Origin of the sequence: Veillonella sp. VA141, assembly GCF_003992175.1 — a bacterium.
Lineage (GTDB): Bacteria > Bacillota > Negativicutes > Veillonellales > Veillonellaceae > F0422.
Genome location: NZ_RQVM01000002.1, coordinates 144653 through 157928 on the forward strand (window position 1 = coordinate 144653; position 13276 = coordinate 157928).

Consider the following 13276-nt stretch of genomic DNA (forward strand, 5'->3'; position numbering starts at 1 on the left):
CTCATTTCTAACAATTAAAACATGCGTTTTTTCTGACGCATTACTATATTCAATAATAAACCTATACTCAATAGATTGGTGGTCAAAGCACTAACACCATAACTGATGAAAGGCAATGGGATCCCTGTTACTGGCATAATCCCTGTCGTCATACCTACATTGACTAAGACTTCAAACAAAAACATAGACCCAATACCTGTAGCAATTAGCATACCAAAGGGATCTACTGATCGTTTGGCAATTAAAAAACTACGATATACAACCACTAACAATAATCCTAAGACCACACAACACCCAAGAAGACCCAATTCTTCTCCGACCACGGAGAAAATAAAATCTGTATGGTTTTCTGGTAAAAAGTTCAGCTGGCTTTGGGTTCCTTCAAAAAGGCCTTTTCCAAATAGCAAACCTGAACCGATTGCAATTTTAGATTGGATAATATGATATCCGGCTCCAAATGGGTCTACATTGGGATTTAAAAATACCATAATCCGTTGTTTTTGATACTCTTGCAAAACAAACCAACTTAGCGGAGCTAATGCCACCATGGTACCTACCATAATCTGCACTAATCGCATTCGAATACCACTAACAAAAAGCATGCCTGCCAAAATAGCCACATACACTAAGGATGTTCCTAAGTCAGGTTGCTTAAATACTAGTAGTGCCGGAATTCCTAAAAACAAGAATACTGGCAACAGTTCTTTAAAGGAATTTAATTTTTCTACCCGACTTTCCAACATATTGGCAAGGCTAATGATCATCATCAGTTTTGTAAACTCTGATGGTTGGATAGTAATCGGACCAATCTGAATCCAGCGCTGCGCACCCAGTGCTGATGTACCCACGATCATAACAGCCAATAACATGAGGATGGTAGCTGCATAAATCCATTTAGCATAGGGACGCAAACGCTCATAATCTAGCCATTGTAGACCTACAATGGCTATGATATTTAATCCAAAAAATAGTAATTGCTTTGATACCAGTCCCGTTAGTTGTAAACCTTCGCGATTCACATGCGTAGCACTACCAATCACAATGCATCCTATGATGATAAGGCTAATCGTGGACAGCACCAAAATCCAATCCCATTCTCGTATAATTCTCTGCCACATAGTATACTCCTAGTCTACTTTTTGCTCTTTTATAGAAGATGTGCCCGTTTTGGGATCACCTTTTTTCCCGTTCACTGGTGCAACAACTGGTTTAGGAATATGAAAATATTCTTCTAAAATAGGACGCACAATAGAGCCGGCTGAGCTAGCTCCAAAGCCACCTTGCTCCACAAGGGCTACTACAACAATACGGGGTTTGTCATAAGGGGCATAGGCAACGAACCAACCGTGGTCAGTACCAGTAGCATTCTCTGCAGTTCCTGTTTTACCAGCTACTGCTAGGGATAATCCTTTAAAAATTTCCCCTGCTGTACCACCTTCCAACGTTACGTCTCTAAGACCATTACGAACAATATCCATAACTGCTTTAGACACTTGTAAAACGCCTAGCTTCTTAGGTCCAAAGATTTCTTCTGGCGTTCCATCTGCATTATCAATGCGGCTCACCACATACGGTTGGTAACGAATCCCTCCATTAGCAATTTCAGACATAACCACTGCCATCTGTATAGGCGTGACTAAGGTAAAAGACTGACCTATAGCAGCATCAAAAGTTTCCCCTAAATACCAATCTTGATTAAATACTTTCCTCTTATATTCTGGACTAGCTAAGTTACCACGACCCTCATCATAGAGCTTAATACCTGTCTTTTCTCCTAATCCAAAGATTTTAGCATATTTATCAATATTTTCTATCCCTAAGCGATTACCCATTTCATAGAAATACACATTATCAGATTTGGCTAAGGCTTTATTAAAGTCAAGCCAGCCCAAGGCTTCTCCCTCTGCATTTCGCTTATCAATTAACCAGTGTTTACCACTATCGTAAATCATTTCATTAGGAGTTACTTTTTTTAATTCTAATGCGGCTGCGCCAGTAATAATTTTAAAAGGAGATCCTGGTGGATATTCACCAGTAACTACTTTATTTTCAAAAGGATGATTCGCATCAGTATTGAGTTGGTTCCATTGTTCTGTGGTAATCCCTTTGGCAAACCAATTCGGATTGAATCCTGGGGCACTAACCATCGCCAATACAGCTCCTGTGTTAGGATCTAGGGCCACAACGGCAGCACCCTTTGCAGGAATACCTTGCGATCTAAGAGTAGCTAATTGATCATACACAGCTTTTTCAGCCACTTTTTGCAAATTCAAGTCAATTGTCAAATGAATATTTCGCCCTGGTACTGTATGTTTACGGCCTACTTCTTCAACAGGTCGTCCGCTAGCATCTACCTCTACTTGACGACCACCATCAACACCACGCAAGACAGAGTCATACATTTTCTCAAGGCCCGATCTTCCTAAAATCGTACCCGCTCCAATAGGGCCTCCAGAATTTGTGCCTTCTAATTCTGCTTGCTTTACTTTTGCCAATTCTTCTTCGCTCACTTCTCCTACATAGCCCAATAGTTGAGATGCCATCGTATCATGAGGGTAATAGCGAAGTGGTTCTACATCTACTGTAATACCTGGTAATTCGTGACGATGTTCTTCAATTTTTGTGACCTTATCTAAGGTTACATCACTAGCTAATCTAATTGGTTCATAACCACCTTTATGAGCTTCTATTTTATCTGCTAAGGTTTTCACTGGCACTTGCAAATAAGCAGCCAATTGTTCTAACACTTTTGGATCTGCCTGTTTTCCAGTTGGCAACATAGATACCATATAAGCAGGTCGTGAGCCGACGATAATTTGACCATTTCGATCATACATCAACCCTCTAGTAGCCGTCATAGATAAAATACGTAACCGGTTCCCCTCTGCTTTTCCACGGTAATAATCACCTTCAATAGCTTGTAAGTAAAATACACGTCCTAATAAAACAGCAAAAACGAGGATGACTATAGTTAACAACACATCAAAGCGTGTAGTTTTTTTCTTTTTATATAGTGCTTTTAACATAGTCTCTCCTTTCTACCACATGTATTCATCTTTTTCTTCCCAGCGCCATACTAGTTTGTGCACTAAGATTCCCACTAAGGCATCAATACCTATCGAAGGAATGCCATGATTCCAAATATAGGTAGTCAATATGATAGGCTCCTGCACAATCCACAATAAGCCTATTTGCACTAGCATCACTAACGCCGCTCCTAGTCCAATCCACCCAGCACTGGCATACCATTGTTCTTCATAAATAGTCAAATGTATAGACCCTAAGGCATAACTCACTGCGGCATAGGATACCACATGTAATCCAAAATAATTACCAATCATCACATCCTGGACAATACCCCCTACAACTGCTAATAGCAGTCCAGAGGAACGCCCTTTCAGTATAGTAACGGCTAAGGCAATATCTAGCAACAAATGAGGTGCCCAAGAGTAGGGAAACCATCTAGGTACGACTAAAGATTGGATAATAATCACACCTACTAACATCAATGTCCAGGCAAATCGCTTCATTGTTGCACCGTCCCTTTAGCACCTTCTACTTGATCTCGTTGCGTGCGAGGAATCAATTTTGGCTCTAATTTTGGTGTTTCTGGTCGCGCCGTGAAGGATTTGGTAATGACGAATACTTCTTCTAAACTTTGAAAGTCTACCGTAGGCTCAATGATTGCATGTTTCACAAAACCTTCTTCATCAGTGACAATATCTTTCACATGACCTAATAATAATCCCTTTGGATACATACCTCCAAACCCTGAAGTTACAATTGTATCGCCTTTTAGCACATCACCATTTAAGGCAATGTTCACCATTTGTGGCTCCATAGGGCGATTCCCATTCCCTTTCAGTATAGATGCAATTCTAGATTCTGGTCGTTGCACGATAACACCAGTAGCAGATCTTGGATCTAATATGCTTTGTACCCGTGCAGAATGTTCATATACATCTGATACAAAGCCTACGACTCCACGGGGAGCAATGACTGCCATATTTGGCTCTACCCCATCTGCACGGCCTCTACTAATAGTGAATGTATCCGTCCAAGCCCCTCTATCACGAGTCACTACAGAGGCTGCTAATAAAGCAAATTGAGGTTGTTCTCCTTTAAATTGTAATAATTGGCGTAACCGAATATTCTCTGCTACCAATTCGTCATAGGCCACTTGCTTTTGCTCTAATTCTGCATTGCGTTCCTCTATATCAGACATATCTTTCACACGTAGAATACCATCATCAATAATCGCTATCCCCGTATGTATTCCTTCTAAGAAACGACTAGCTCCATAGGTAAATGGGGCCATCAAATTTTCTAGAGTTACTGTTACCACTGGAACTTGTGTTCTTTGTTTCCACACATATCCAAAAACACCTAGTACAGTACAAAGAATGACGATCATAGTCAACCATTTGCGTTCAGATTGTTGCATTAAGATCGCCCCTTTCGTAATTTACTTGCCACTAACAATCGTTCTAAACGTTGCACATCTGCGGCAGCTCTTCCTAAACCAAGTGCCACCGTATCGCCGGGCGTATCTGCAATGCGTACAGGAATGCCTAGTTCCTCTTGGATGTGGCGGTCTAACCCTTCAAGTAAGGACGTACCTCCCGTAAGGAGCATGCCACTTTCCATAATATCTGCCACTAATTCAGGTGGTGTTTTTTCCAAAATACTGCGTATAACAACCACCATATCTGCAATAGGTTGTCGCAAAATTTCATAGACTTCACTTTTACGAATGATACAGCGTTTGGTGAGTCCCGTTTCAGAGTGACGACCTACGATAGTGTATTCCCCTTCGATAGATGGAGCGATCGCACAACCAAGAGTTTGCTTAATGTCTTCCACTGTTTCATCGGATACCATAATAGAAAACTCATTACGTATATAATGATATATGGCTTCGTTTAATTCATTACCACCAATCCGTGATGTGCGGCTCGCTACTTTACCACCCATAGATAAAATAGCTACATCTGTAGTACTACCGCCAATATCTACAGCCATACTACCACGGGCCTCAAAGATAGGAAGCCCTGCACCAATCGCTGCTGCCACTGGACTTTCCAGCAAATGAGCTTCCCGAGCTCCTGCCTGAATAATAGCATCTGTCATCGCTCTTCGCTCTACATCGGTAATCCCACAAGGCACTGCCATGACGACACGAGATCTACGAACCGCCTTGGATGCTTTGTTCATAAAATACTTTAACATAGACAACACAATACGATAGTCCACAATAAAGCCCTCTTTCAGAGGACTCATAGGGGCTAATGTTTCTGGATTACGCAATAGCAAGCGATGTGCATCTTCCCCAACGGTGACGATATTCTCTTGCTTTGCATCCGTTGCCACGATGGATGGTTCTGATACAACCACCCCTCGACCTTCCACAAAAATATGCGTATGAAAGGTCCCAATATCTATTCCTAAATCTCTTCCTAATGAAGAAAATAATTTCATCGAATCTCTCCTTATAAAGAATTCCGTATTCTATTAATTGTAACATACTTTAAGGAGATTATAAATAAAAACCATAGTCTTACACCTTCATCCCCCCTAGAGCAATTATTGTATAATGCATTGGGTAATTATCGGATAATTATTAGGTAATTATTGGGTAATTTTCAGATATTTTTTGGGATAATTTTAGGACTTCTATAATAATAATTACACCTAATTATCCAATTATCTAGAACATAAAAATATATATCTACCAATGTTCTATTTAAAGACGAAATATTTTGGGTAACACAAAAAGATATGGCAACGTTGTTTTCTATCCAAGTACCTGCTATCAACAAACACTTAAAAAACATTTTCACTAAACAAGAACTATCAGAAGGTTCAGTTATTTCTAAAATGGAAATAACTGCTAGAGATGGATAAATCTATATTACTAATTTCTACAACTTCGACGCCATCATCGCTGTTGGTTATCGTGTAAACTCAAAAGAGGCTACCCAATTCCGTATTTGGGCTACAAAGGTATTACTCGAATATATTGTAAAATATTTTGCACTCAACGACGATATGTTAGAGAACGGCACGCTATTCGGTTAAAACTATTTTAAAGAACTATTGCATAAATACAAAAACAAAAAGAATAGCGATATCTATTTACATATCTACCGCTATTCTTTACATTATTTACTTTTATTCTCACACCAAAAATGTAACAGTATTATCGATTATATTCCCCTTTTTCTTCTGCAACTAATCGTACGTCATCCTCATAAGTGGCATAAGAAAAAACAACTGATTCAGTTTCAAAATCATAGTTGTCAGTCCACAATTCACACTGAGTCATAACAGTTTGTACTGCATCCTCCATACCTTCAGGTGGATATTTATGTTTTTTTAACAACTTTTTAATCAGCATACGCATTTTTGCTCTTGCCGATTCCCTTTTTTGCCAATCTACCGTTTTATTTTTACGTAGTGAATCTGCTAGTTCTTTCGTCAAAGCAATGAGCGCTTCGTTCGTATAAAAATCCTTAATTGCTTGAGGTTTTGTTAATGCATCATAGAAGGCCGCTTCATCGGGAGTCAACCCTAATTGGTCCCCTTCCTCATGAGCTGCTGCAATCTGTTTGGCTAACTTTAACATCTCTTCAATCACTTCTTCATTCGTGAGCATCCCATTCAGGTACGCATTAAGTGATCGGTGCATAATCTCACTAAACTTTTCCGATTTAACAACATTGGTTTTACGATACACCGAAACTTGCTCTGAAATCAATTTTTTTAATAGTTCTACTGCAAGATTTTTTTCTTTCATATTAGCAACATCCTGCAAGAACTTTGGATCAAATAAAGAAAACTCTTCTTTAATATCTGAGAATAAATGAATCACACCATCACTTTTTATACTTTGCTTCAACAATTCATTAATCCTTGCGTTCATTTCTGGCAAAGATATTTTTTTATCTCCACCAAGATTTGTTAACCTAAGAACTAATACCCTAACCGCTTCAAAAAATGCAGCTTCGAATCTATCATGTTCATTGACTAGGGATGAACAAAGTGATAAAGCTTGATGTAACATAAGTGCTTCTTTCACAAAAGAATCTTTATCATCAATATTCTCTCTATCAATAATAAAGTTGACAGCACCACTAATGGTCTTAGCACGTTCCAAATCTGTGCCATTCATAAATTTACTATAGTCATATCTGTGAAATTTATCTCGGCAAACAGAGAGTTTTTCCAAAAATTTAGGATATGCTACTTTTGCTACATCAGTATTGCCATAATTCTTTTTATCCCTCGACGTATAATCGTTCATAGCCTTTTTCAAAGCTGTAGCAATACCTACATAGTCAACAACAAGTCCACCCTCTTTATCTTGGAATACTCGATTGACACGAGCAATTGCCTGCATAAGATTATGCCCTGACATTGGTTTATACACATACATAGTAGCCAGAGAAGGGACATCGAATCCAGTCAACCACATATCTACTACAATAGCAATTTTCATAGAGCTATTATTATCCTTAAACTTTTTCGCCAATTCATCCTTATATTGTTTATTCCCAATAATCTGATGCCATTCCTCCGGATCATTATTTCCAGATGTCATAACAACGCCTACTTTTTCAGTCCACTCAGGACGCAATTCCAGTATTCGTTTGTAAATTTTCATAGCAATAGGTCTAGAATAGGCTACAATCATCGCCTTACCTGTAAGCAAATGCTCCCGATTGTTTTCATAGTGATCTAAAATGTCCTTTACAAGAGAGTTGATGGTATTTTCATTCCCTAAAATAGCTTCCATATGCCCCAAATCGCGTTTACTCTTTTCAATCACTTCTTGGTCTGCATACTGACTCATCATATCATATTCATCATCAATTGTTTTTAAAACTTCTTCATCAAGATTAAGCTTTATAACACGACTTTCATAATACACAGGACGAGTTGCACCATCCTCAACGGCTTGTGTCATATCGTAGATATCAATATACTCTCCGAATACCTCTCGAGTACTTCTATCTTTTACTGAAATAGGTGTTCCGGTAAATCCAATATATGTAGCATTAGGCAGGGAGTTACGAATAATCCTAGCTGTGCCAACAACTCGTTTAGCAACATCTTCCCCCGCTTCGTTGGTACTTAATATAATCTTCTCAGTAAGTCCATACTGGCCTCTATGCGCTTCATCTGCTATCACTATGATATTACGCCGTTCCGACAAAGGCTCATGAGATTCTTCAAATTTTTGTATAGTTGTAAAAATAATACCATTAGCCGTCCTACCTGCCAGCAATTTTTGCAAGTTTTCACGGCTTTCGGCTTGTATTGGTTCTTGACGCAAAAATTGTTTACACTTAGCAAATTGTCCATACAATTGATCATCAAGGTCATTCCTATCTGTAAGCACTACAATGGTCGGACAATCCAATGCCTCCTGCAATAAATGTGCATAAAACACCATTGAAAGAGACTTGCCACTTCCTTGCGTATGCCAGAATACGCCACCTTTTCCATCTGTCACAATCGCACGCTTCGTAGACTCGATTGCTTTTTTTACTGCAAAATATTGATGATATCCGCCGAGAATTTTGAAACTATGTAAGCCTTCATTAGAGAAACAAATAAAGTTCTTAATAATATCTAGTAATCTATCCCTCTGAAATATCCCTTCGAAGAAAGTATCAAACTGGGCATATTGTGTATTCTCGTAACTGCCATCCTTTGTCTTCCACTCCATAAAACGGTCTTCGCCTGATGTTATGGTACCTGCTTTAGAGGTTAGATGATCACTCATAACACAAATAGCATTATAGATAAACATAGATGGGATTTCTTGCATATAATTACGAATTTGACGATATGCTTCTGATGCATCAGTTTCTTCTCGTGATGGTGATTTCAATTCTATCAACACTATAGGCAAGCCATTCAAGAATACAATAACATCAGGTCTTTTGTTACTATTTTCAATGAAGGTCCATTGATTCGCCACAATGAAAGAGTTATTTTGAGGGGTTATATAGTCAACAATATAAACAATAGCAGAAACTTCCTCACCATCAACAAAATATCTTACAGGAATACCATTTTGTAAGTAATCCATAAACGTTGCATTCTTTTGAACTAGCTCACCATTGTCAAAATTTTTAAGCTTACATATAGCTTCTAGAATACCATCATTAGGTAATCCTGGATTTAATCTATATAACGAGTCAATCAAAACATCTTCATATATAGGAGAATAAAAATCTCTTTCAATATCAGGACCATATACATATTCATAGCCTAAATGATTTTGAAACAATTCAATAATTGAATTTTCATAATCAGCTTCATTATATAATGTTAACATTATCTCACATCCTCACACAAAGCATTTCTATTCTTCTCACAATATTCTTTGACAATATTAAACCACGATTGATACCAATACCAAGTCCCCGAAATACAAACTCCATAGTTATACTTTTGATTACGTGCATCTCTACTTTTCCATAGTTCTGTATGCTTATAAATAGAAAATTTTGTATATCCCAAACTATTCATTTCTGATACAATTTCACCTGGTCTATATTTTTTCTTCTCAGTTTCGGTTAATACTGCATAGCTTTTTTCAAGATTTTCAGCTAACGGAGAGTTACTGTCAACAAATTCAATTACTTTATCAGCCTGACCCTTACGCTTTGCATTAACAGGTACAAACAATACCCTATATGCATATCGAGAATTTTGAAGAGAATCCGGTGAAAGATTATCCTCATATTCAGAAATAAAGTTCTTTACATTTGTTACTATATGATTATTCCCTGTAACTTCTTCTCTTTGTTGTGGCTTTAAGGGTGAAAACTGTATTGTCAACGCTAATTCATCACTTAAAGTATACTTTTTCCCAAATAAAAACGATATATAATAGTCAAAGTTTATAGCACATGCATGTATCTTGGCACTTAAATATTCATCAATTTTATTTGTCATCTGATGTTCTATTTCATGTCTAATACCAATTAAAAACAATAAATTGTTTTTTGTATCCTTATCTAAGGGACACTGATCATCATTTATACATTTTTCTAGTTCCCAATATTTGTAAGCACCATGTTTTGTTTTATCATATCGTTTTACTTTTCCTAACTTCTTATAATACCTATAGTCTATCCTCTTCTTTCTATAATATGCATGAAATAAATAAGTCCACGAAATAATAGCAAGTGTAATAAAAGTTTCTGTCTTAAATACTATAGTAGGATTATTATAAGTTTGAACAGCCGCAATCATAGCTTCTCTAGATTTTCTTATAAGTTCATTTGTTATAGACCACCTATTTCTCTTACCCATATTTTAATCCTTTCATACTTTTATAAATAAAACAATAATTTAGTGGCTTAAATATCTATATTGGAAACATCTAGTTCTCCAGAGAGAAGTTTTGGTAGTAATATATCTCGCATTTGATTTAAACGATGTATTTCATTGTAATTATTACGAATAGTTAAATCCATAAAAGAGACTAATGTTTCAAATTCATCTATCTTTTCAGCTGGAGGAATTAAGATTGGAAAGTTGTTAAGGGCTTGTTTATTAATTGACCCAAAAACAGTGCCTTCACCATTAAAGCTATCCAATTTACGTTTAAGAAAACGTAATGTATAAAAAATAAATGATTGATGATTTAATTTAGACCGAATAGCTGCAAGGCCTCTACCTATACAACATTCTATATGTGCAACATTCAAATCTCCAACAGGAGCTCGAACGCTCATTAATATATCATTAATAGAAGCCATCCGTTTTGGTTCAGTTGTAAAAAGTCGAATATTAGGGAATCTAAAAGAAAAATCTGTTCTTCCTTGAAAGAAGAGTGTTCCATTTCCTTCTGTATTAAGACTAGTTCCTATAGGAGATTGTCCCATCGTAATGTCGGCAACATCACTTAACACCCCTTTTTTCCATTCTTGATTTACATCAGAATCAAAACATTGTTTGTATATTGTCATAGCTTGTTGCTCTAAATTATTGTTTATTTTATTGTTCAAAATTATCCTTTGTTCAATATTATTCATTAAATTTGCTATCTTTTTTTGTCTCAGTAAGCTTGGCACCTCAATATTTATTTCTTTTATAAGCTTTGGAGATGTATGCTTTACTGTTGACCCCGTTGCCGTAGCCGCAACCTTTTTTTGATAGATTTTACTCCTCATAACCCAATATAAATAATCTGGGTTTAGATCTTTGCTTTTTACTGTTACCAATCCAATTCGTTGATTATGTAAATACTGACAACCATCACTTGGAACTCGAGCTGCATATCCCAATATATCAGTCTCTTTGCTTAAATCTGTCATTGCAATAATTATATCATTAGGTTTTAATATATAGCCTTCTATAGATTCTCCTACATAATACTTATTTTTTTCATTCTTAAATCCACCACCCACATAAAAATTGCCTGGTGTTACCAAAATATTATCATTTTTTTCTCTTACTATATATTTCCCTTTATAGGCATATCCATGTTTAATATCAATTAATTCTCCTATTTTAGGCATATAAACTCTCCCTATCCTATATATTTCCTATGCGCAATTTTTACATTGCTTTGTTTAACCATTGCATACTGTAGTGTAGTATCAATCCGTTTATGCCCTAATAATTGTTGCAATTGTTCTATAGGCATCCCTTTATCTATAGCCATTGTCGCTAATGTACGGCGAAATTTATGAGGGTGTACTTTTGAAATTCCTAATACTTTCCCTAACTTTCGCAGTCGCGACTCGATGCCACTAATAGTAACTCGATGGTTAGGTTTATTTAGGGAAACGAATAATGAAGGATTGTCATCTTTTCTAGATGCTAAATATTTTTGCAAGTGAATCTTCGTTCGTGCATCAAAATAAACAATCCTCTCTTTATTTCCTTTTCCTAAAACGACACATTCACGTTCATTAAAATCAATATCAGAACGATTTAATAAAATCATTTCGCCAATACGCATGCCAGTTGAAGCAAGTAACTCAATAATCGCTAAATCTCGTATAGTGTTGCAATGATCACGCATAGCTTCAATCTCTTCATCTGTATACGTTTCTTTAACACTACTTCCTGTTTTTATCTTACGAATCCTCCTAACAGGACTTTTAATAATATAATCCTCATCTTCTAACCAAGTAAAAAAACTTGATAAAATACGACGTATATTATCTATCGTTACTTTGCTTGAACCTTTCTTATGATGATATTCAGTCAAATATCCTCGTATATCATCAGTGGAAATGTATCTAACACATTTGTCCAGTGAATCTAGCATAGCTAAAATTGTAGATTCGTAGTATTTTATAGTTTTCTCAGAACACCCTTCAATTCGTTTAGCAGAAATAAACATTTCTACATAATTAAGATTATCTTCAGTATCAGCACCTTCTGAGATTACCACATCATATGCTAGCAAAACCTTATCTAACACAACTTGTAATTGCTTGCTTTGACCTTGATTCAAATATGGCAGCATAGATTGAAGTATATCAATTGTCAACTGTTCTTTCATGATTTATTCTCCTTTTACTATCAAAAGAGAACTAGTGCAACGGTACCTCTTCTAAAAATCCTACCGTTGCCAGGATAAATCAGTCTACAACTCCTCTGCTTTATATAACGTATATCCTTCGTAATAATAGCTATGGTCTATCCCCTTCATATATACATGACTATCGTTTACTTTATCAGTCAAAGCCTGCTTTAATACATGCTTAATTTCTGTATCTCTAATCGGGCTTCGTTCCATAGCCAATAAGTAATCTTCTTTGTCCACAAGACTCCAATCAATGACAAGGCACAACTCTTGTTTTAATATTAAATCCAACCAAATTCGTGTACTCCTACCATTCCCTTCTCTAAAAGGATGCGCTACATTCATCTCAATATATTTTTCAATAATCTCATCAAATGTAGATTGCGGCATATTTTCGATATTACTTAGTGACGCATCTAAATACATAACTGGAGCAAACCTAAAATTACCTTTTGCTATATTTACAGTTCTAATTTCCCCCGCAAATTCATAGATATCACAAAATAAATATTCATGAATCGCTGCTAACTGTGCAAAGGAACCTACCGAGTATGTATCTAGTATCTTATTTTCAAATAGCTCTGCAGCTTTCTTTTTACTAATTTTTTCTTCTTTCTTTAAAAGCTCTAAGGAATCAACAATATTAAGTTTATTGGGTAAAACCATATAGCCCCTCCTTTCTATAGTTTGATGTATTGATTGAGGTGAGGTAAACAA

11 protein-coding genes are annotated in these 13276 nt (G+C 36.5%); 1 reads left to right on the forward strand and 10 read right to left on the reverse strand.

The window, feature by feature from the left end; genetic code table 11:
- Positions 1 to 14: 14 nt before the first annotated feature.
- The 5 genes from rodA to EO112_RS02985 are packed head-to-tail and all read right to left on the reverse strand — an operon-like array spanning position 15 to position 5478.
- Complete coding sequence (gene rodA, locus EO112_RS02965) at positions 15 to 1118, reverse strand: rod shape-determining protein RodA (protein WP_062401238.1); 1104 nt, start codon at positions 1116 to 1118, stop codon at positions 15 to 17.
- A 9-nt stretch (positions 1119 to 1127) separates the two neighbouring features.
- Complete coding sequence (gene mrdA, locus EO112_RS02970; RefSeq protein WP_127162849.1) at positions 1128 to 3026, reverse strand: penicillin-binding protein 2; 1899 nt, start codon at positions 3024 to 3026, stop codon at positions 1128 to 1130.
- Positions 3027 to 3038: 12 nt separating this feature from the next.
- The gene (gene mreD / locus EO112_RS02975; protein WP_009352847.1) at positions 3039 to 3530 is read right to left on the reverse strand and encodes a rod shape-determining protein MreD; all 492 of its coding nucleotides are present in this window, start codon (positions 3528 to 3530) and stop codon (positions 3039 to 3041) included.
- Positions 3527 to 4444 (reverse strand): rod shape-determining protein MreC, encoded by a 918-nt coding sequence (gene mreC / locus EO112_RS02980; RefSeq protein ID WP_009352838.1) that lies wholly within the window; start codon positions 4442 to 4444, stop codon positions 3527 to 3529. The genes mreD and mreC overlap by 4 nt, the downstream gene beginning before the upstream one ends.
- Positions 4444 to 5478 (reverse strand): rod shape-determining protein, encoded by a 1035-nt coding sequence (locus EO112_RS02985; protein WP_062401245.1) that lies wholly within the window; start codon positions 5476 to 5478, stop codon positions 4444 to 4446. Before EO112_RS02985 ends, mreC begins: the two co-directional genes overlap by 1 nt.
- Positions 5479 to 5910: 432 nt before the next feature.
- On the opposite strand from EO112_RS02985, the gene rhuM reads away from it, so the two are divergent.
- Positions 5911 to 6078, forward strand: a complete 168-nt coding sequence (gene rhuM / locus EO112_RS08335; protein WP_255416886.1) for a RhuM family protein — start codon at positions 5911 to 5913, stop codon at positions 6076 to 6078.
- A gap of 121 nt (positions 6079 to 6199) precedes the next feature.
- Here rhuM and EO112_RS02995 read toward each other — a convergent pair whose 3' ends face one another.
- From EO112_RS02995 to fic, 5 genes are all read right to left on the reverse strand, one after another.
- Positions 6200 to 9346 (reverse strand): type I restriction endonuclease subunit R, encoded by a 3147-nt coding sequence (locus EO112_RS02995; RefSeq protein ID WP_127162851.1) that lies wholly within the window; start codon positions 9344 to 9346, stop codon positions 6200 to 6202.
- The gene (locus EO112_RS03000; protein WP_127162853.1) at positions 9346 to 10329 is read right to left on the reverse strand and encodes a DUF3644 domain-containing protein; all 984 of its coding nucleotides are present in this window, start codon (positions 10327 to 10329) and stop codon (positions 9346 to 9348) included. The genes EO112_RS02995 and EO112_RS03000 overlap by 1 nt, the downstream gene beginning before the upstream one ends.
- 47 nt (positions 10330 to 10376) lie before the next feature.
- On the reverse strand, positions 10377 to 11540 hold the full coding sequence (locus tag EO112_RS03005) for a restriction endonuclease subunit S (protein ID WP_127162855.1): 1164 nt from the start codon (positions 11538 to 11540) through the stop codon (positions 10377 to 10379).
- 11 nt (positions 11541 to 11551) lie between these two features.
- Positions 11552 to 12535 carry a site-specific tyrosine recombinase/integron integrase gene (gene xerA, locus EO112_RS03010; protein ID WP_127162857.1) on the reverse strand — a complete coding sequence of 328 codons (984 nt, stop codon included), beginning with the start codon at positions 12533 to 12535 and terminating at the stop codon, positions 11552 to 11554.
- 84 nt (positions 12536 to 12619) lie between these two features.
- Positions 12620 to 13225, reverse strand: a complete 606-nt coding sequence (gene fic / locus EO112_RS03015) for a protein adenylyltransferase Fic (RefSeq protein WP_127162860.1) — start codon at positions 13223 to 13225, stop codon at positions 12620 to 12622.
- Positions 13226 to 13276: the final 51 nt, after the last annotated feature.

Coding starts and splice junctions, on each gene's coding strand:
- EO112_RS03005 (WP_127162855.1), bottom strand. CDS start 11,540: ATGCCTAAAATAGGAGAATTAATTGATATTAAACATGGATATGCCTAT.
- fic (WP_127162860.1), bottom strand. CDS start 13,225: ATGGTTTTACCCAATAAACTTAATATTGTTGATTCCTTAGAGCTTTTA.
- mreC (WP_009352838.1), bottom strand. CDS start 4,444: ATGCAACAATCTGAACGCAAATGGTTGACTATGATCGTCATTCTTTGT.
- EO112_RS03000 (WP_127162853.1), bottom strand. CDS start 10,329: ATGGGTAAGAGAAATAGGTGGTCTATAACAAATGAACTTATAAGAAAA.
- mreD (WP_009352847.1), bottom strand. CDS start 3,530: ATGAAGCGATTTGCCTGGACATTGATGTTAGTAGGTGTGATTATTATC.
- EO112_RS02995 (WP_127162851.1), bottom strand. CDS start 9,346: ATGTTAACATTATATAATGAAGCTGATTATGAAAATTCAATTATTGAA.
- rodA (WP_062401238.1), bottom strand. CDS start 1,118: ATGTGGCAGAGAATTATACGAGAATGGGATTGGATTTTGGTGCTGTCC.
- mrdA (WP_127162849.1), bottom strand. CDS start 3,026: ATGTTAAAAGCACTATATAAAAAGAAAAAAACTACACGCTTTGATGTG.
- EO112_RS02985 (WP_062401245.1), bottom strand. CDS start 5,478: ATGAAATTATTTTCTTCATTAGGAAGAGATTTAGGAATAGATATTGGG.
- xerA (WP_127162857.1), bottom strand. CDS start 12,535: ATGAAAGAACAGTTGACAATTGATATACTTCAATCTATGCTGCCATAT.